The following is a 17,320-nucleotide window of genomic DNA, read 5'->3' as shown; positions in this document are numbered from 1 at the left end:
TCGCGCCTATTGAACGAGCAACAGCGCGCCGTCCTGCACTTCGTATTTCTGCAGCCGCTGCAGGAAGCTCATGCCGATCAGGTTGGTTTGCAGCCCTCGATCGTCGAGCACCACCGCCTGGACGTTGTCGAGGGAAATCTTGCCGATCTGCAGACGGTCGACGGTGACCACGGCAGCCTTGATGGCGCCGTTCGCCGTGTTCACCTGTTGATTGAAATCCGACTGGTTGAGCGAGATGCCGATCCGGCGCGCCGTCGATATGTTGATCGCGACGAGCGTCGCGCCGGTGTCGATCATGCCGTCTATCTGACGGCCGTTGAACTTGAAGGCGGAAGTGAAATGGCCGCGCTGGTCGGCATTGACCAGCACCTGGCGGCCGAGCGGCATCGGCGCCGCCGGCCTGGCTGGAACCGAAGCGAGATTGACGTCCGGCTGAGCCTCAGGCGGCGCCGGCTTCGAAGCAACCGCCGATCTCAGCAGGCTTTCCACCATCTGCGGGTTCGACTGATAGACGATCGGAATCGACGCCGAGCTTCCGACAAAGACGCCAAGGAGAAGAAGCTTGCGCAGCATGGATCGACCTTCGTGAAGGTTCGATCCTTAAGCCGACATGGTGTTTTCGGCTTTAACGCACGCCGGAACCACGGCGTTTCGTAAACGAGCGGTTAAGAAAAGATCTTACTTGGTTCCGTACATGCGGTCCCCGGCGTCGCCGAGGCCAGGCATGATGTAACCCTTGTCGTTCAACTGGCGGTCGATCGAAGCGGTGAAGATCGGGACATCCGGATGCGCCTTGGTGAAGCGCTCGATGCCTTCGGGTGCCGCCAGCAGGCAAAGGAAGCGGATGTTGGTGGCGCCGCGCCCCTTCAGCTTGTCGATCGCCGCGATCGCGGAATTGGCGGTCGCAAGCATCGGATCGACCACGATCACCAGACGGTCGGCAAGGTCGCTCGGCGCCTTGAAGAAATATTCGATCGCCTCGAGCGTCTCATGGTCGCGGTAAAGGCCGATATGGGCAACGCGCGCCGCCGGCACCAGATCGAGCAGGCCTTCGAGCAGGCCGTTGCCGGCCCGCAGCACGGAGGCGAAAACCAGCTTTTTGCCCTCCAGCGTCGGCGCTTCCATCTCCTCGATCGGGGTCTCGATCGTGGTGGTCGTCAGTTCGAGGTTGCGGGTCACCTCGTAGCCGAGAAGCAGGGAGATCTCGCGCAGCAGCCGCCTGAAGCCTGCCGTCGAGGTCTCCTTCTTGCGCATGATGGTCAACTTGTGCTGGACAAGGGGGTGGTCGACGACGGTGACGCCCTGCATGGTCTTCTCCAGTGAATGGTGAGTAGTGAATAGTGAATAGTGAGCCGGTTTGCGAGTCCTGATAGGCCGATGATTGCGGTTGACAGGCCGAAGGGCCCGCGAACCATTCACCATTCACCATTCACCGGCCTTTGGGGTCGAGCCGGCTCATCAGCATCGCCTTGGTCTTTCGGTCGACGAAGGCGGCCTCGATGGCCGTCCTGGTGACGGCGGTAAGCGCCTTGTCGTCCATCGCGAAATGCTCGGCGGCGATGTCGTATTCGCGCTTCAGCGAGGTCCAGAAATAGGGCGGGTCGTCGGAATTGAGCGTCACCTTGCAGCCGGCCGCGCGCAACGCCGGAAAAGGATGCGTGGCGAAACTATCGAACACCTTGAGCGCGATGTTGGAGCCGGGGCAGCATTCCAGCACCACGCCCTCGGCGGCGATGCGGCGAACAAGGTCCGGGTTCTCGATGGCGCGCACGCCATGGCCGATCCGCGATGGGCGGATATGGTCGAGCGCTGCCGCCACGCTTTCCCAGCCCATCAATTCTCCGGCGTGGATGGTGATGCCGAGGCCGGCCTCGCGCGCGATCTCGAAAGCCCGCACATAGTCCTCGAAATCGCCGATCCGCTCGTCGCCGGCGACGCCGAAGCCGGTGACCAGCGGATGGCCGCAGCGCGCCGCAAAGCGCGCCGCCTGCTCGATCGCCTCGACGCCGACGTGGCGTACGCCGGTGACGATCATGCGCCCCTCGATGCCGGTCCTCGCCTTGGCGCGGGCCATGCCTTCGCCCAGCGCGTCCGTATAGGCCTTGGGCGAAAGCCCGGCCTTTTTCGCGTGATCCGGCGAGGTGAAGACCTCGGAATAGATGGCGCCGTCGCGGGCGAGGCTGGTGAGATAATGATCGGTCAGACGGGCGTAATCCTCCTCGGTGCGGAACAGGTCGGAAGCAAAATCATAGGCGGCGAGGAAAGACGTGAAATCGTGCCAGACGAAGGAGCCGTTCTGGATGTAGGGCGAAGGGTCCTTGCCGTATTTGCGGGCCTGGCTGACGACGAGGTCGGGCGCCGCTGCCCCTTCGATGTGGCAGTGCAATTCGGCTTTCAAGATCATGCGGCCATCCCGTGCGGTATTCTTCTGTCGTGGCGCCGATTCCGGGTGGAAAATCGTGGCAAACTCTTCCCCGACCCGTTCTGAAAGCGCGGCCGAAAACCGCGCCTTGGACAATAGCGCCCGCCCCATCGATCGGCTATGGTCCCGCCGGTTTTATGGCGGATCGAAATAATGTCAGTTGAGAGAACCACGGCCGCGGGCGGCATGGAAACCTCCTATGGTTTCAGGAAGGTTGGCGCGGGCGACAAGCAGTCGCTCGTCAATGACGTCTTTCACAAGGTGGCCAATCGATACGACCTGATGAACGATCTGATGTCGGGTGGGTTGCATCGCGTGTGGAAGGACGCGATGGTCGCCTGGCTCAGCCCCCCGAAGCGGCCGGGCTGGAAGGTGCTCGACGTCGCCGGCGGCACCGGCGACATCGCCTTCCGTATCATCGAGGCAAGCCAACGCCAGGCGCATGCCACGGTGCTCGACATCAACGGCTCGATGCTCGAAGTGGGCCGCGACAGGGCCGAGAAGAAAGGCCTCTCGGAAAACACCGATTTCGTCGAGGCCAATGCCGAAGCGCTGCCCTTCGATGACGGCACGTTCGATGCGTACACGATCGCGTTCGGCATCCGCAATGTGCCGCGCATCGATGTGGCGCTGAGCGAGGCTTTTCGTGTGCTGAAGCGCGGCGGGCGCTTCCTATGCCTGGAGTTTTCCGAGGTCGACATGCCGCTGCTCGACAAGGCCTACGAGGCCTGGTCGTTCAACGCCATTCCCAAAATCGGCAGGGCGGTGACCGGCGACGGCGAGCCCTATTCCTACCTGGTCGAATCGATCCGCAAGTTCCCCAACCAGCAGAACTTCGCGGCGATGATTGGTCGGGCCGGCTTCGATCGGGTCACTTTCCGCAACTATTCGGGCGGCATCGCGGCGCTCCATTCGGGCTGGAAGCTTTGAGGCAGGGCGTCCGATGACCAGCGTTGGCGCCGGCTTCCGGCTCGCCAGGGCCGGCTGGGTGCTGGTCCGCGAGGGCGTCGTCGCGGCGCTGCCCGGCGAAGAGCTTTCCGGTATGCCGAAGCTCGGCTGGCGGCTGGCGCGCGTGCTTACCCGCCGCCGCGCCCGAAGCCATCTGCGCGGCGACCGGCTGGCGCAGGCGGTGGTGCGGCTGGGGCCGTCCTATGTGAAGCTCGGCCAGTTCCTCGCCACGCGGCCCGACGTCGTCGGCAACGACATGGCGGTCGACCTTGCACTGCTGCAGGACAAGATGCACACCTTTCCGAAGGCGGAAGCGGTCGCGGCGATCGAAGCCTCGCTCGGGCGCAGGATCGAGGATCTCTACGCAACCTTCGGCGAGCCGGTCGCGGCGGCATCGATCGCCCAGGTGCACGGCGCCGAAGTCGTTCGCGACGGAAAGGCCTCACGAGTCGCGGTGAAGGTCATCCGCCCCGGCGTGCGCCATCGCTTCTTCCAGGATCTCGAGAGCTACTTCCTCGCCGCCCGCCTGCAGGAGAAGTACATCCCCTCCTCGCGCCGCCTGCGGCCGATCGAGGTGACCCAGACGCTGGCGCAGACCACCAAGGTCGAGATGGACATGCGGCTCGAAGCGGCCGCGTTTTCCGAGCTCGCTGAGAACACCAAGGATGATCCGGGCTTCCGCGTGCCGGCGGTCGATTGGGAGCGGACCGGCCGAGACGTGATCACCATGGAGTGGATCGACGGCGTCAAGATGAACGATCTGACCGGCCTTGCTGCCGCCGGTCACGACCTCAAGGCGATCGCAGCCAATCTCGTCCAGTCCTTCCTCAGGCATACGCTGCGCGACGGCTTCTTCCATGCCGACATGCATCCGGGCAACCTGTTCGTCGAACCGGACGGCACCATCGTTGCCGTCGATCTCGGCATCGCCGGCAGGCTCGGCAAGAAGGAGCGGCGTTTTCTGGCCGAGATCCTCTACGGCTTCATCGTGCGCGACTACCGGCGCGTCGCCGAGGTGCATTTCGAGGCCGGCTATGTGCCGCGTCAGCACAATGTCTCGGCCTTCGCGCAGGCGATCCGCGCCATCGGCGAGCCGATCCACGGCCAGTCGGCCGACACGATCTCGATGGCCAAGCTTCTGACGCTGCTGTTCGAGGTCACCGACCTCTTCGACATGGCGACGCGGACCGAGCTGGTGCTTTTGCAAAAGACCATGGTGGTGGTCGAAGGCGTGGCCCGCACGCTCGATCCGGCGTTCAACATGTGGAAGACTTCGGAGCCGGTGGTCAGTGACTGGATCGCGGGCAATCTCGGCCCGCGCGGCGTGCTCTCGGACGCGCGGGACGCCGGCAAGGCCTTGATCTCGCTGGCGAGGCAGGCGCCGGACATTGCGGTTCGCACCGAGCGGCTGTCGCGTGAGATCGACCTGATGGCGGAGCACGGCCTGCGCTTCGACGAGGCGACCGCGCGCGCGATCGGCAAGGCGGAGGCGCGCTACACCCGCTCCGGCCGCGTGGCGCTGTGGATCATTGCGCTGACGCTGATTTATATCGCGTGGCGGATTTTCTGACCGCCCGCCGCCTTGCTGCGGTTTGATTGCATTGCTATCATTGCCAGCGCTAGTTTGAAGCGGGTGCAATCAGATGGCCAGCATCACGATCCGCAACCTTGACGATGGAGTTAAGGACCTGCTGCGCCAATTGGCTGCCGAAAATGGCTGCTCGATGGAGGAGCAGGCCCGGGCGATGATCAGGGCGGCGGTTGAGGGCCGGGCAGGACAGGCCGACCGCATCGACCAGATCGAGAAGACGTTGCGCGCGCTGACCGGCCCCGGCCAGCAAGCACCGCCTATCGCCGACATGCCCGGCAGGCCGTCAGTTCGCGGAACGCTCTCCGGCAAACGCGTCCTTCTCGTCATCGGCGGCGGGATCGCCGCCTACAAATCGCTCGATCTGACCCGGCGCCTGCGCGAGCGCGGCGCTTCTGTCCGGGTGGTAATGACATCAGCCGCGCAGGAATTCGTCACCAGGCTGTCCGTCGGCGCGCTTTCGGCCGACCATGTTTTCACCGAACTCTTCGACCGCAATGACGAGCACGATGTCGGCCACATAAGGCTGTCGCGCGAGGCCGATCTGCTGGTCGTGGCGCCGGCCACCGCCGACCTGATGGCGAAGCTCGCCAACGGCCATGCCAATGATCTTGCCTCGACGGTGCTGCTTGCGACCGACAAGAAAGTGCTGATGGCGCCGGCGATGAATCCGAAGATGTGGTCGCATCCGGCGACGCGGCGCAACCGGGCGACCCTGCAGAAGGATGGCATCGCCTTTGTCGGGCCGGCCAGGGGCGAGATGGCGGAAAGCAACGAGGCGGGCGAAGGCCGCATGGCCGAGCCGCTGGAAATCGTGGCCGCGATCGAGGCGATGCTCGACGAGAAGCCGCAGCCGCTTGCGGGCCGCAAGATCATCGTCACCTCGGGGCCGACGCATGAGCCGATCGATCCGGTGCGCTACATCGCCAACCGTTCGTCCGGCAAGCAGGGCCATGCGATCGCGGCGGCACTGGCGAAGCTCGGCGCCGATGTCCGGCTCGTGTCCGGTCCGGTCAACATCGCCGATCCGGCCGGGGTGAAGACCACGCATGTGGAAACAGCGGCCGAGATGAAGGAAGCGGTCGAGAGCCTTCTGCCGGCGGACGCGGCTGTTTTCGTCGCGGCCGTCGCCGACTGGCGCACCGCGAATGCCGCCGGTGAAAAGATCAAGAAGGTGGCAGGGAAGGGCCCGCCGTCGCTCAAGATGGTCGAGAATCCCGACATCCTGGCGGGCGTCGGCCATCATGCGCAGAGGCCCGGCCTTGTCGTCGGCTTTGCCGCCGAGACGCAGGACCTCATCGGCAATGCCGAGGCCAAGCTCAGGAAGAAGGGCGCCGATCTCATCGTCGCGAACGACGTCTCGCATGGGAGCGGCATCGGCCCTTCCGGCGTGATGGGTGGCGACCGCAACAAGGTGCGCATCGTCTCGCGCACGGGCGTCGAGGAGTGGCCGGAGATGGGCAAGGACGAGGTGGCGACACGGCTCGCCGCATCGATTGCCGAGCGGCTGAAAGCGACAGTGGTTTAGCTGGCCGCTGCCTGCGGTCGCATTGGCGGCAGTGCGATCCGCAGCGCGGCGATGCAGCCGAGGATCCCAAGCGGCACGAAGGCGAGGAAGAGCCAGCCGGCCACGCCTGCGGCCGCGTCACGATTGAGGCCTTGCGAGAAGCCGCTGGCGTTGGCCACAATGCCGGCAACGGCCGCGCCCACCGCGTAGCCGATCCGCTGCATGGTCGGCACGGCGGCGGAAGCGATCGTCTGCTCGCCGTCGCGGGCCGAAGCGACGATGACGCGCGTCAGGAACGGCCAGCAGACGCCGAAGCCGCCGCCCTGCAGCAGAGCGCAGAGCAGGATCAGCGGGATCGAACCTGCGGGGATGGCATAGGCGAAACCGGCAAGACCGGAGGCGATCATCAGCGCCCCGACGACGATGATCAGTCTTTCGCGCTCCAGCGGCGCATTGGCGATGAGGATCGACAGGATCGACCAGGCGACGGATTCGGCAGCGATGATATAGCCGGTGGTCAGGATCGGAATGCCGTGCAGCGTGGTGAGCAGCAGCGGCCCGTAAATGGTGAACGTGCAGGTCGCTACCGAGAAGGCCGCAACCATGGTCATGCCTGAGCCAAGCGGCGAGCGCCATGAGAACAAAGGTGCCGGAAACAGGCGCGAGCGCGGCCTGAGGGCATCGATGCGGAAGAAAAGCACCAGGCCGATCAGCCCGACGGCCAGCAGCAGCGACGAGCGCAGCAGGGCGATGTCGATGCCGGCGGCAGCGATCAGCACGACGGCGATGGCGAGACAGGCAAGCGCCGGATAGGGAAAGGGCGGCGCCGTGCCGCTGCCCGCCTGCGGCCTCGTCGCCTCCGGCGTGTCCAGCACGATAAAGCTCGCCAGCGCCATCGCCGCGCCGCCGAAAGTGAAGACGCCAAAGGCCCAGCGCCACGACAGGAACTCGGTCATAACAGCGCCGAGCATCGGTCCGCTGAAGGCGGCGACGCCCCAGATCGCCGACATGATGCCGAAGAGCTGCGGCCAGATGTTGCGCGGAAAGAGACGCTCGACCGAAACGAAGGCGAGCGACACCAGCGCGCCGCCGCCAAGTCCTTCGACCAGCCGCCCGGCGAGGAAGAACGGCATGGAGGGTGCCGCCGCGCAGATCAGCGCGCCTGCTGCGTAGAGCAGGGCGGCGACCATCATGTTGGAGCGCAGCGCGACATAGCTCACCAGCCGCCCGGCGGCCGCACCCGCGACGATGGCGCCGAGCTCATAGATCGCCAGCGACCAGCCAACGAGCTGCACGCCGGCCAGTTCGCCGACCATGGCCGGCATCACCGTCGCCACCATAGTCTCATTGGTGGCATGCAGCAGGATGCCGAGACTGACAAAGCAGAAACGCGCCAGGTCGCCGCTTGCCCACAGTGCTCGCCAGTCCACCTTGTTGCCGGCCACCTTGCCGCCGCCTGCTGCCGTCACGTCGATCTCCCGCTTGTTTTCCGCAACCTCATCCGCATTGCGAACGAAGCGCCAGATCCAGTTCGGCAGGGCTTGTAGAACCTCAAGCGCAGTTGAGCTCAAGAGGCATTTTCGGCGATGTCAGCGAGCAAGCGCGCTAAAAATTCGGCCCGGGAACGAGCGTCCCGGGCCGTATCGGTGCTAATTGATTTGAAAGTTCACTTATAGGAGTGGACGAGGTCCAGCGAAGCCACGGCAACAGCGAGGTTGACGCCGGTCTGTGCCTGGACGCTCAGCGGCTCGAGCATGAAGGCGCCGTCGAGGCCACCGACCAAAAGATTGGCGCCGCCGCCGGTCACGACGCTCGCCTCCGCGTTCACGCCGTAATAGCTGCCGGCGAGATCGCCCGCGTCATGGTGGCGGGTGGCGGCGAGAACCGCCCAGACAAGCTGACCTTGATGCGTCCGGCCGATATCGACGCCGAGCTTGGAGATCATGCCCGTATAGAGCTCGGCCGGGCCGTGATGATAGGGGCGGAAGACGCAGGACACGCCCTTGTTGGAGGTGATGACGTAACCGGTGCCCCCGTCGATGGTGCAATCGAGCGTGCCGAGCCGGAGTGTGCCGGCGCTGACCGGAGAAGCGAGGACCGTGGCGGCAAGCGTGGCGGCGGCACAGGCAAGTGTCTTGATCATCGGAAATGTCCTTTCGCAACAAACGGCCCCGGTTAAACGGTCGAGGTGCGAGGAGCGTTCCGCCCAAAACTTGGCGCGAGCATGGCGAGCCAACGCATCGCCGTTGGCGGCTGACGGCCACATCGGCGTGTCAGCGCCGCAATAGACCCATCGCGGGCGACCGGACCCCCGGGCGGCCTTAGCTTCCGATCAGCTGGCGCCGGCCGAGGTGCGCGACAGGCCGTCCTTGGCGGGTTGGTAGTTCGGGTCGAGGTGGACAGCCTCGCGGTAGGACTTGGCCGCCCTTTCCTTGTCGCCGCGTCGCTCGTAGATCAGCGCCTGGTTGGCCCAGGCCTCGGCGTTCTTGCCGTCGAGCTTGATGGCCATGTTGAAGTCGGCGAAGGCGTTGTCCTCGTCATTCATGGCCAGATAGGACAGGCCGCGGCCGTTGTAGGGCTCGGCTGCGTCCGGCGCCAGCGAGATGGCGGTCGAGAAATCCTCGATGGCGAACTTATGCTGGCCCTGGCTCTGATAGATCAGGCCGCGATTGTGGTAGGCGCGGGCGTCGGTCGTGTCGAGTTGGATCGCCTTCTGGAAATCGTTGAAGGCGTCGTTGACGCGGCCGGCCTTGCGATAGAGATTGCCGCGGCCGATATAGGCGGCGTCGTAATTGGCGTTGATCTGGATCGAGCGGTTATAGTCGGCAAGCGCTGCTTGCTGGTTGCCCAGGAAACGCTGGATGAGCGCCCGGTTCGAATAGGCCTGATAGAAGTTCGGATTGAGCTGGATGGCGGTGTCGAAATCCTTGAGCGCCGCCTGGTACTGGCCGCCGCGGCCATAGGCCGAGCCGCGCACATTGTAACCCTCGGGATCCTGAGGATTGCGCTGGATGACAGCCGACAGCGAGGAGATGTTCTCGGTCGAGCCTTGCGCCTTGTCGATACTGTTGAACTCCCCCGTCGGGGCCGTCTGGCATGCTGCAAGGGTCAGGCCCGAAAGCAGGGCCGCCGTCAGGGCGAAGCCGCGAAAAGCGGTTCTGCGCTCCACGGTAATTGCGTTCATCTCAGTCCTCACTGGCGCCGCGCCGTCAGGTCCGTTCCCTCTCCGAACCGGCTCGAACACATAAACAAAAAGGTGGCGGCGATTCCGCATCGCGCCACCCTCGGTATCCTTCGAAAAGGACGAAAAATTGACGGTATCAGCGCGGCGAACGCGATGCGCCGGCAGCACCAGCCGGAGCCGGGCGCGGGGTCATCGGCAGCAGGCCTTCGCGCTGGGCGCGCTTGCGGGCCAGCTTGCGGGCGCGGCGGACGGCTTCCGCCTTCTCGCGGGCACGCTTCTCGGACGGCTTTTCGTAGTGACCGCGCATCTTCATTTCGCGGAAAATACCTTCGCGCTGCATCTTCTTCTTCAGCGCGCGAAGCGCCTGATCAACGTTGTTGTCGCGGACGAGTACCTGCACGTGCAATCCTGTCTTCGGGTTTGAAATCTCAGGCAAGCAGCCCATAGCCGCATGCCTCCGCAGTGACCTGCACCGCGAATTGTGCCGGCTGATAGCAGAATCAGGCCGTGCTGTCCACCGTTGATTGCAGGAAACCGCGATCGGAAGCCCGAGCGCCGTGCCTTGCCGGTCTGAGCCTTAGGCGGTCGCCAGATGCAGACGGGCGAAATCCTCAAAGAATTCGCCATAGTCGCAAGTGATTTCCTCGCCGGCCGCGATATCCCGGGTCGCTGTGGCGCCACCGTATTGGGAGAAATCCGTGTTCGGCCGCTCGGAATGGTTCATGAAGCGGCCATTGTCGACCTCATATACCATGAAACCCGGCTTGTCCGGGCTCGGATAGGCGTAGCGGTCGAGCAATTCCTTGAGATGCGGCGGCGCCTTCTCGTATTTCTCCATCGGGATCAGCCGGTCGAAATCGGGATCGAGCCGCCAGATGGAGGCGCCTTTCCTGACCGGCTCGGCGGCGAAAACGCCGACGCCTTCGATGGCGCTCTGGGCGACATAGGTTCTGATCAGCAGCATCGTTCCGGTCCGTTTTCGACGGGAAACCAAATCGTCAAAATGGACCGGAATGCAAGGCCCCGTCGCGCTATTTCAGCGGATGAGCATGGCTGCCGACGTCAGACGACTCACGTCCGATTGATCGACACCCCACCATCGGCAAACAGTGCCGTGCCAGTGGTGAAGCTTGAGGCGTCCGAGGCAAGATAGAGCGCTGAGCGAGCGATCTCCTCGGGCTGCGCCATGCGCTTCAGTGCATGGATGCCTTCGACGAAGGCACGCGCCTCGGGCGTCGTGGTCGTGGCGCCGGGCGTGTCGGTGCCGCCGGGCAACAGCGCGTTGACGCGCAGCCCTTTCGGTCCGTATTCGGCGGCCAGCACCTGCGTCAGCCCGATCAGCCCCGCCTTGGCGGCGGCGTAGGCCGCCATGCCCGGCATGCCTGCGGTATAGCCGACGAAGCTCGAGGTGAAGATCAGCGAGCCGCCGCCGCGCTCCAGCATCGCCGGGATCTGGTGCCTGGCAGCCAGGAAGGCGCTGGTCAAATTGGTGTCGATCGTGTCGTGCCAAGTCGCCGGCGCCATCTCCGGGACCGGTGTCATGAAGCCGACGGCGCCGGCATTGTTGAAGGCAATGTCGAGGCCGCCGAACCTTTCGACTGCAAGCTCGACCAGAGCCCTGGCATAGGCTTCGTCTCGGACATCGCCGGCGAGTGCAATTGCGGTTCCACCTGCCGTCTCGATTTCGCCGACGAGTGCATCGAGTTCGGCCCGGCGGCACGCCGCGACGACGAGACTGGCGCCCTGCTCGGCGAACAGACTGGCCGTAGCGCGGCCGATGCCGGAACTGGCGCCGGTGACGATGGCGACCTTTTCGGTGAGTGCGAACATTTCACATCCTTTCTCTATGCCGGTCCAGCCTCTATGCCGGTCCAGCCGGTGGTGGGATGCTTGGTCGCAAATCGGCATTTCGGCAGCCACCCGAAAGCTGACTTGCCGATCGGAATGCGAGTTGTCGGGCATGCGCCGCGCAGCCGCGGCGCAAAACGGCAAGCGCCGTCGCAAACAGCGCAAGGGTGGCTGCGCGCTTTCGCTAGTGATACACCACGCGCGCTGGGGGATGCCCGGCCGAGATCCGCGATTTTTGGCGCGAGGCTGAACGTGAAGAAATACTCCGTATTCGCCATTGCCCGCGAGGCGATGCGCGGCCACAAGGGCTGGGAAGAGCAATGGACCTCACCCGAGCCGAAGAAGGAATACGACGTCATCATCGTCGGCGCCGGCGGCCACGGCCTGGCCACCGCCTATTATCTGGCGAGCGAGCACGGCATCACCAATGTCGCGGTGCTGGAAAAGGGCTGGCTCGGCGGCGGCAACACCGGCCGCAACACCACCATCATCCGCTCCAACTATCTCTATGACGAAAGCGCCGGCATCTACGACCATGCGCTGAAGTTGTGGGACGGACTGAGCCAGGAGCTCAACTACAACGTCATGTATTCGGCGCGCGGCGTCATGATGCTCGCGCACAATGTGCATGACGTTCAGGTGTTCAAGCGCCACATCCATGCCAACCGCCTCAACGGCATCGACAATGAGTGGCTGACGCCGGAACAGGCGAAGGAGTTCTGTCCGCCGCTCAACATTTCCAAGGAGGCGCGCTATCCGGTCATGGGTGCCGCGCTGCAGCGCCGCGGCGGCACGGCCCGCCACGATGCGGTCGCCTGGGGTTATGCGCGCGGCGCCTCGGCGCGCGGCGTGCACATCATCCAGAACTGCGAGGTCACCGGCGTCAAGCGCGCGGCCAACGGCGCGGTCACCGGCGTCGAGACAACGCGCGGCTTCATCGGCGCCAAGAAGGTCGGCGTCGTCGCGGCCGGCCATTCGTCGGTCATCATGGATATGGCCGGCGTGCGCATGCCGTTGGAGAGTTATCCGTTGCAGGCGCTGGTCTCGGAGCCGGTCAAGCCGGTGGTGCCATGCGTCATCATGTCGAACACGGTGCACGCCTACATCTCGCAGTCGGACAAGGGCGAGTTGGTCATCGGCGCCGGCACCGACCAGTATATCTCCTATTCGCAAACCGGCGGCCTGCACATCCTGCAGCACACCCTCGACGCCATCTGCGAAATGTTCCCGATCTTCACCCGCATGAAGATGCTGCGCTCCTGGGGCGGCATCGTCGACGTGACCCCAGACCGCTCGCCAATCCTGGCTAAGACGCCGGTCAAGGGCCTCTATGTGAATTGCGGCTGGGGCACGGGGGGCTTCAAGGCGACGCCAGGTTCGGGCAACGTCTTTGCCCACACCATCGCCAGGGACGACCCGCACCCTATCAACGCGCCCTTCACGCTCGAGCGCTTCCGCACCGGTCGTCTCATCGACGAAGCGGCGGCGGCGGCGGTGGCGCATTGATGGTTGCCGAGATGGCCTGCCAGAAGGTTTGCGATCAACCCGGCCGGCGCCCGCGTCGGCCATGGCGAATTGTAGGATCAACCTAGATGCTTCTCATCCGCTGTCCCTATTGCGAGGAAGAGCGCCCGGAACTCGAGTTCCGCAATGCCGGCGAGGCGCATATCGCGCGCCCGACCAACATTGCCGCCGAAAGCGAAGACGATTTCGAGAAGTTCTTCTTCATCCGCTCGAACCCGAAAGGCGTCATCTATGAGCGCTGGCGGCATATCCATGGCTGCGCCCGCTTCTTCAACGCCGTGCGCGACACCGTCACCGACAAGTTCGTCATGACCTACAAGGCCGGCGAGCCGAAGCCCGCGAAGCTGCCTGGAGCCTCGAAATGAACGCGTCGTTCCGCATCTCCGGCGCCGGGCGCCTCAGCCAGGCCAAGACCGCCTCGTTCAGCTTCGACGGCAAGTCCTATCTCGGCATCGAAGGCGACACGCTGGCCTCGGCTTTGCTTGCCAACGGCGTCCATCTGGTCGGCCGATCCTTCAAATACCATAGGCCGCGCGGCTTCCTGTCGGCCGGTGCGGAAGAGCCCAACGCGCTGGTGCAGATCGTGCGCGACGACGCGCGCAAGACGCCGAATGTGCGCGCGACCGTGCAGGAGCTCTATGACGGGCTCACCGCCAGTTCGCAGAACCGCTGGCCCTCGCTCGCCTTCGATGTCGGCGCGGTCAACGACATTGCCTCGCCGATGTTCTCGGCCGGCTTCTACTACAAGACCTTCATGTGGCCGAAGTCGGCCTGGTTGAACTTCTATGAGCCGAAGATCCGCGCGACGGCCGGCCTTGGCGTTTCCCCCGACCGGCCGGATCCTGACCATTATGCGGCGCGCTACGCGCATTGCGACGTGCTGGTGCTGGGCGGCGGTGCGGCCGGCATCGCCGCGGCGCTTGCCGCAGCCGAAACCGGCGTGCGGGTAATCCTCGCCGACGAGCAGGCCGAATTCGGCGGCAGCCTGCGCTTCGAGAGCGGCGCCAGGATCGATGGCGAGGACGGCTTTGCCTGGGCACAAGCCGCGATCGCCAAACTCAGGGCGATGGACAATGTCCGAGTGCTGTCGCGCACGACAGCTTTCGGGTACTACGCGCAGAACTTCGTCGGCCTGGTCGAGCGGGTCAGCGACCATCTCAAGAGCCCCGGCCGGGAGCTGGCGCGCGAGCGCCTGTGGCAGGTTCGCGCCAAGCGGGTCGTGCTCGCGACCGGCGCCATCGAGCGGCACATGGTGTTCGCCAACAACGACCGGCCGGGCGTCATGCTGGCATCGGCGGCGCGCACCTACCTCAACCACTATGGCGTGGCGGTCGGCAGGAATGTCGGCGTCTATACGGCAAACGACTCGGCCTACGCGGCCGCGATCGACCTGAGGAAGGCCGGCGTCAATGTCGCTGCCATCGTCGACCTGCGCGACAACCCCTCGGGGGCGGTGATCGACGAAGCGAGGAGCCTCGGCATCGAGATCAATTTCGGTCGCGCCGTGGTTAGCGCCGGCGGCAAGCTGCGCGTATCGTCGATGACGGTGCAGCCGAAGAACGGCGGCGGCGAGCGCACGATCGCGGTCGACGCCATCCTGATGTCCGCCGGCTGGACGCCGTCGGTGCATCTGTTCTCGCAGTCGCGCGGCAAGGTCGCCTTCAACGAGGAGGCGCGACGCTTCGTGCCGGGGACCTATGCGCAGGACTGCGTCTCGGTCGGCGCCTGCAACGGCACGGACGGTCTGGAGGCAACGGTCGACGAGGCCTATGCGGCAGGCGCCCAGGCGGCAAGGGACGCCGGCGGCAAGGATTCCAGCGGCAAGATGGGCAAGGGCGCCAAGCCGAAGGTCGATGCCAGTGAAAGCTGGTCACGCGGCATGCTTGGCGCTGCGCCCGGCGCCGGGCCGGGCACCACGGTCAAGGCCTTCGTCGATTTTCAGAACGATGTCACCGCCAAGGACATTCGCCAGGCGGTGCATGAAGGCATGCACTCGATCGAGCACGTCAAGCGCTTCACCACCAACGGCATGGCGACCGACCAGGGTAAGACGTCGAACATGCACGGCCTGGCGATCGCCGCCGAGACGCTTGGCAAGCCAATACCACAGGTCGGTCTCACCACGTTCCGCGCGCCCTATACGCCGGTCACCTTCGGCTCGATCGTCGGCCATGCGCGTGGCGCGCTGTTCGACCCGACGCGCCGCACGGCGACGCATGGCTGGGCGGCCGCCCAAGGTGCCGTGTTCGAGGATGTCGGCCAGTGGAAGCGCGCCTGGTATTTCCCCAAGGCCGGCGAGGACATGCACGCCGCTGTCAACCGCGAATGCGTGACGGTGCGCAAAGCGGCCGGCCTGTTCGACGCCTCGACGCTCGGCAAGATCGAGGTGGTCGGGCCGGATGCGGCGAAGTTCATGGAACTGCTCTACACCAACCCGTGGGAGAAGCTGGAGCCCGGCCGCTGCCGCTACGGCATCATGCTGCGCGAGGACGGCTTCATCTATGATGACGGCGTCGTCGGCAGGCTGGCGCCGGACCGCTTCCATGTGACGACGACCACCGGCGGCGCGCCGCGTGTCATGCATCACATGGAGGATTATCTCCAGACCGAGTTCCCGCATCTCAATGTCTGGCTGACCTCTATCACCGAGCAATGGGCGGTGATCGCCGTGCAGGGGCCGAGCGCGCGGAAAATCATCGAACCTTTGGTCGAAGGCATCGACATGTCGGACGAGGCACTGCCGCATATGTCGGTGCGCGAAGGCAAGATCTGCGGCGTGCCGACGCGGCTGTTCCGCATGTCTTTCACCGGCGAGCGCGGCTTCGAGGTCAACGTGCCGGCCGACTATGGCGAAGCGGTGTGGGAAGCGCTGTGGGCCGAAGGCCAGAAGCATGGCGCGACCGCTTACGGCACCGAAACAATGCACGTGCTGCGCGCCGAAAAGGGCTACATCATCGTTGGCCAGGATACGGACGGCACGGTGACGCCGAACGATGCCGGTCTCGACTGGGCGGTCGGCAAGAAGAAGACCGATTTCGTCGGCATCCGCGGCATGATGCGCGCGGATCTCGTCGCCAAGGGCCGCAAGCAACTGGTCGGCCTGAAGACCAAGGATCCGAAGGTCGTATTGGAAGAAGGCGCGCAGATCGTCGAGGATCCGAAACAGGCGATCCCGATGAAGATGATCGGCCACGTCACCTCCAGCTACTGGTCGGAGAACTGCGGGCGCTCGATCGCGCTGGCGCTGGTCGCCGGCGGCCGTGATCGCATGGGCCAGACGCTCTATGTGCCGATGCCGAACGGCACGATCGAGGTGGAGGTCACCGGCATGGTGTTCGTCGACGAAAAGGGGGAGCGCCTCAATGGCTAAGGCTGCCGCCAAGACAAAAGCCGCCGACGCTTCAGCTGCCGTCGAACGGCGTCCGGCACTTGCCGGCCGCGCGGTGTCGGCGCCGGGCGTCAAGGTCGAGATCCTACCGCCGGCCGAACGCATCTCGCTGCGCGCGCCCGAAGCTTCCGTCGCCGCGCTCTCCAAGGCGCTCGGCGTGACGCTGCCGTCGAAGCCGAAGACCTCGGCGGCGAAAGGCGGGCGCACCGCCTTATGGCTCGGACCGGACGAATGGCTGGTGATCGACGATGCCGGCAACGATCCGCTGGCCGACTGCGCCAAGGTTTCGGCGCTGCACTCCGCGGTCGGCATCTCGCATCGCAATGTGGCGATCTCGGTTGCAGGGCCGGCGGCCGCGGTGACGGTCAATTCCGGTTGCCCACAGGACCTGTCGCTCGAGGCCTTCCCGGTCGGGGCAGCATCGCGCACCATTCTCGGCAAGTCCGAGATCGTGCTGCTGCGTACCGCTGAAGACACGTTCCGGGTGGAATGCTGGCGTTCCTTCTCGGACTATGTATTTACTTTGCTGTCGGAAGCGGCGAGCGACGCGGCGAACTGATCCTGCCCCAACCGGTCCGAACGGGCCGGCCTCGGGGAACCTTCACCGGTCCGGGCCGTTTCTGCGGCTTGCGAGGAGAGTGCCGATGCCGTCCAAATCCGCGCCGAAGACGCCCAAGAAGACAGAGGCGGTCCGTTCGCTGGAGCGGGATCGCGAGATCGAGGAAGAAGAGCTCGAGGAAGGCCTCGAGGACACCTTCCCGGCCAGCGATCCGGTGTCGATTACCAGCACCACCATCCCCGGCGGGCCGGCAAAGCCTGGCAGGGCCAAGACCTTGCCTGGAATGAAGTCGCGCAAGAAGTAGAGCCGCCGCCGCAGTCAAATTGGGCTTCAGGCGAAACGAACAACGGGC

Annotated in this window: 17 protein-coding genes; 8 read left to right on the top strand and 9 right to left on the bottom strand. The window is 65.0% G+C overall.

Features of this window, described 5'->3' with window-relative positions; translation table 11 throughout:
- Window positions 1-6: 6 nt before the first annotated feature.
- From CK218_RS02505 to CK218_RS02495, 3 genes are all read right to left on the bottom strand, one after another.
- The gene (locus tag CK218_RS02505) at window positions 7-573 is read right to left on the bottom strand and encodes a TIGR02281 family clan AA aspartic protease (protein ID WP_095826746.1); all 567 of its coding nucleotides are present in this window, start codon (window positions 571-573) and stop codon (window positions 7-9) included.
- A gap of 105 nt (window positions 574-678) precedes the next feature.
- Window positions 679-1,308, bottom strand: coding sequence for a uracil phosphoribosyltransferase (upp, locus tag CK218_RS02500; protein WP_067002624.1), 630 nt, complete (start codon window positions 1,306-1,308; stop codon window positions 679-681).
- A 121-nt stretch (window positions 1,309-1,429) separates the two neighbouring features.
- Window positions 1,430-2,404 (bottom strand): adenosine deaminase, encoded by a 975-nt coding sequence (locus CK218_RS02495; protein WP_095826745.1) that lies wholly within the window; start codon window positions 2,402-2,404, stop codon window positions 1,430-1,432.
- A gap of 171 nt (window positions 2,405-2,575) precedes the next feature.
- On the opposite strand from CK218_RS02495, the gene ubiE reads away from it, so the two are divergent.
- From ubiE to coaBC, 3 genes are all read left to right on the top strand, one after another.
- Entirely contained in the window at window positions 2,576-3,352 is a 777-nt protein-coding gene (gene ubiE, locus CK218_RS02490) for a bifunctional demethylmenaquinone methyltransferase/2-methoxy-6-polyprenyl-1,4-benzoquinol methylase UbiE (protein WP_095826744.1), read from the top strand.
- 13 nt (window positions 3,353-3,365) lie between these two features.
- Window positions 3,366-4,940, top strand: coding sequence for a 2-polyprenylphenol 6-hydroxylase (gene ubiB / locus CK218_RS02485; RefSeq protein WP_095826743.1), 1,575 nt, complete (start codon window positions 3,366-3,368; stop codon window positions 4,938-4,940).
- 73 nt (window positions 4,941-5,013) lie between these two features.
- Complete coding sequence (gene coaBC, locus CK218_RS02480) at window positions 5,014-6,486, top strand: bifunctional phosphopantothenoylcysteine decarboxylase/phosphopantothenate--cysteine ligase CoaBC (RefSeq protein WP_210201055.1); 1,473 nt, start codon at window positions 5,014-5,016, stop codon at window positions 6,484-6,486.
- Here the strand turns inward: coaBC and CK218_RS02475 are convergent.
- The 6 genes from CK218_RS02475 to CK218_RS02450 all read right to left on the bottom strand — a co-directional run bounded on the left by CK218_RS02475 (window position 6,483) and on the right by CK218_RS02450 (window position 11,479).
- Complete coding sequence (locus CK218_RS02475) at window positions 6,483-7,934, bottom strand: MFS transporter (protein WP_245434836.1); 1,452 nt, start codon at window positions 7,932-7,934, stop codon at window positions 6,483-6,485. The two genes, coaBC and CK218_RS02475, sit on opposite strands and share 4 nt — an antisense overlap.
- 197 nt (window positions 7,935-8,131) lie before the next feature.
- A complete protein-coding gene (locus CK218_RS02470; protein ID WP_095826742.1) occupies window positions 8,132-8,608 on the bottom strand; it encodes a DUF992 domain-containing protein in 477 nt (158 codons plus the stop codon).
- A 189-nt stretch (window positions 8,609-8,797) separates the two neighbouring features.
- Window positions 8,798-9,649 carry a tetratricopeptide repeat protein gene (locus CK218_RS02465; protein WP_095826741.1) on the bottom strand — a complete coding sequence of 284 codons (852 nt, stop codon included), beginning with the start codon at window positions 9,647-9,649 and terminating at the stop codon, window positions 8,798-8,800.
- A gap of 136 nt (window positions 9,650-9,785) precedes the next feature.
- On the bottom strand, window positions 9,786-10,049 hold the full coding sequence (rpsU, locus tag CK218_RS02460) for a 30S ribosomal protein S21 (protein WP_040969057.1): 264 nt from the start codon (window positions 10,047-10,049) through the stop codon (window positions 9,786-9,788).
- Window positions 10,050-10,226: 177 nt separating this feature from the next.
- Window positions 10,227-10,613 carry an SET domain-containing protein-lysine N-methyltransferase gene (locus CK218_RS02455; protein WP_095781084.1) on the bottom strand — a complete coding sequence of 129 codons (387 nt, stop codon included), beginning with the start codon at window positions 10,611-10,613 and terminating at the stop codon, window positions 10,227-10,229.
- A gap of 107 nt (window positions 10,614-10,720) precedes the next feature.
- Complete coding sequence (locus CK218_RS02450; RefSeq protein ID WP_095826865.1) at window positions 10,721-11,479, bottom strand: SDR family oxidoreductase; 759 nt, start codon at window positions 11,477-11,479, stop codon at window positions 10,721-10,723.
- A gap of 270 nt (window positions 11,480-11,749) precedes the next feature.
- Here CK218_RS02450 and CK218_RS02445 point away from each other — a divergent pair, with 270 nt between their 5' ends.
- The 5 genes from CK218_RS02445 (at window position 11,750) to CK218_RS02425 (ending at window position 17,272) form a co-directional block, all read left to right on the top strand.
- A complete protein-coding gene (locus CK218_RS02445; protein WP_095781086.1) occupies window positions 11,750-13,003 on the top strand; it encodes a sarcosine oxidase subunit beta in 1,254 nt (417 codons plus the stop codon).
- A gap of 86 nt (window positions 13,004-13,089) precedes the next feature.
- On the top strand, window positions 13,090-13,386 hold the full coding sequence (locus CK218_RS02440; protein WP_067002607.1) for a sarcosine oxidase subunit delta: 297 nt from the start codon (window positions 13,090-13,092) through the stop codon (window positions 13,384-13,386).
- Window positions 13,383-16,391 (top strand): sarcosine oxidase subunit alpha, encoded by a 3,009-nt coding sequence (locus CK218_RS02435; protein ID WP_095826740.1) that lies wholly within the window; start codon window positions 13,383-13,385, stop codon window positions 16,389-16,391. The genes CK218_RS02440 and CK218_RS02435 overlap by 4 nt, the downstream gene beginning before the upstream one ends.
- Entirely contained in the window at window positions 16,384-16,968 is a 585-nt protein-coding gene (locus tag CK218_RS02430; protein WP_095781089.1) for a sarcosine oxidase subunit gamma, read from the top strand. The genes CK218_RS02435 and CK218_RS02430 overlap by 8 nt, the downstream gene beginning before the upstream one ends.
- A gap of 85 nt (window positions 16,969-17,053) precedes the next feature.
- Window positions 17,054-17,272 carry a hypothetical protein gene (locus CK218_RS02425; RefSeq protein WP_095778807.1) on the top strand — a complete coding sequence of 73 codons (219 nt, stop codon included), beginning with the start codon at window positions 17,054-17,056 and terminating at the stop codon, window positions 17,270-17,272.
- Window positions 17,273-17,320: the final 48 nt, after the last annotated feature.

The organism is Mesorhizobium sp. WSM3879 (genome assembly GCF_002294915.1).
In the GTDB taxonomy this organism is placed as follows: Bacteria; Pseudomonadota; Alphaproteobacteria; order Rhizobiales; family Rhizobiaceae; genus Mesorhizobium.
Note: the sequence above shows the minus strand (reverse complement) of the source record. Positions and strands in the feature narration are given on the sequence as shown.

Excerpts from the sequence above, each read along its gene's own strand:
- CK218_RS02455 (WP_095781084.1), bottom strand. The coding sequence starts at position 10,613 with ATGCTGCTGATCAGAACCTATGTCGCCCAGAGCGCCATCGAAGGCGTC.
- CK218_RS02430 (WP_095781089.1), top strand. The coding sequence starts at position 16,384 with ATGGCTAAGGCTGCCGCCAAGACAAAAGCCGCCGACGCTTCAGCTGCC.
- CK218_RS02435 (WP_095826740.1), top strand. The coding sequence starts at position 13,383 with ATGAACGCGTCGTTCCGCATCTCCGGCGCCGGGCGCCTCAGCCAGGCC.
- ubiB (WP_095826743.1), top strand. The coding sequence starts at position 3,366 with ATGACCAGCGTTGGCGCCGGCTTCCGGCTCGCCAGGGCCGGCTGGGTG.
- ubiE (WP_095826744.1), top strand. The coding sequence starts at position 2,576 with ATGTCAGTTGAGAGAACCACGGCCGCGGGCGGCATGGAAACCTCCTAT.
- CK218_RS02465 (WP_095826741.1), bottom strand. The coding sequence starts at position 9,649 with ATGAACGCAATTACCGTGGAGCGCAGAACCGCTTTTCGCGGCTTCGCC.
- CK218_RS02425 (WP_095778807.1), top strand. The coding sequence starts at position 17,054 with ATGCCGTCCAAATCCGCGCCGAAGACGCCCAAGAAGACAGAGGCGGTC.
- CK218_RS02470 (WP_095826742.1), bottom strand. The coding sequence starts at position 8,608 with ATGATCAAGACACTTGCCTGTGCCGCCGCCACGCTTGCCGCCACGGTC.
- CK218_RS02495 (WP_095826745.1), bottom strand. The coding sequence starts at position 2,404 with ATGATCTTGAAAGCCGAATTGCACTGCCACATCGAAGGGGCAGCGGCG.
- CK218_RS02505 (WP_095826746.1), bottom strand. The coding sequence starts at position 573 with ATGCTGCGCAAGCTTCTTCTCCTTGGCGTCTTTGTCGGAAGCTCGGCG.
- CK218_RS02450 (WP_095826865.1), bottom strand. The coding sequence starts at position 11,479 with ATGTTCGCACTCACCGAAAAGGTCGCCATCGTCACCGGCGCCAGTTCC.
- CK218_RS02440 (WP_067002607.1), top strand. The coding sequence starts at position 13,090 with ATGCTTCTCATCCGCTGTCCCTATTGCGAGGAAGAGCGCCCGGAACTC.
- upp (WP_067002624.1), bottom strand. The coding sequence starts at position 1,308 with ATGCAGGGCGTCACCGTCGTCGACCACCCCCTTGTCCAGCACAAGTTG.
- coaBC (WP_210201055.1), top strand. The coding sequence starts at position 5,014 with ATGGCCAGCATCACGATCCGCAACCTTGACGATGGAGTTAAGGACCTG.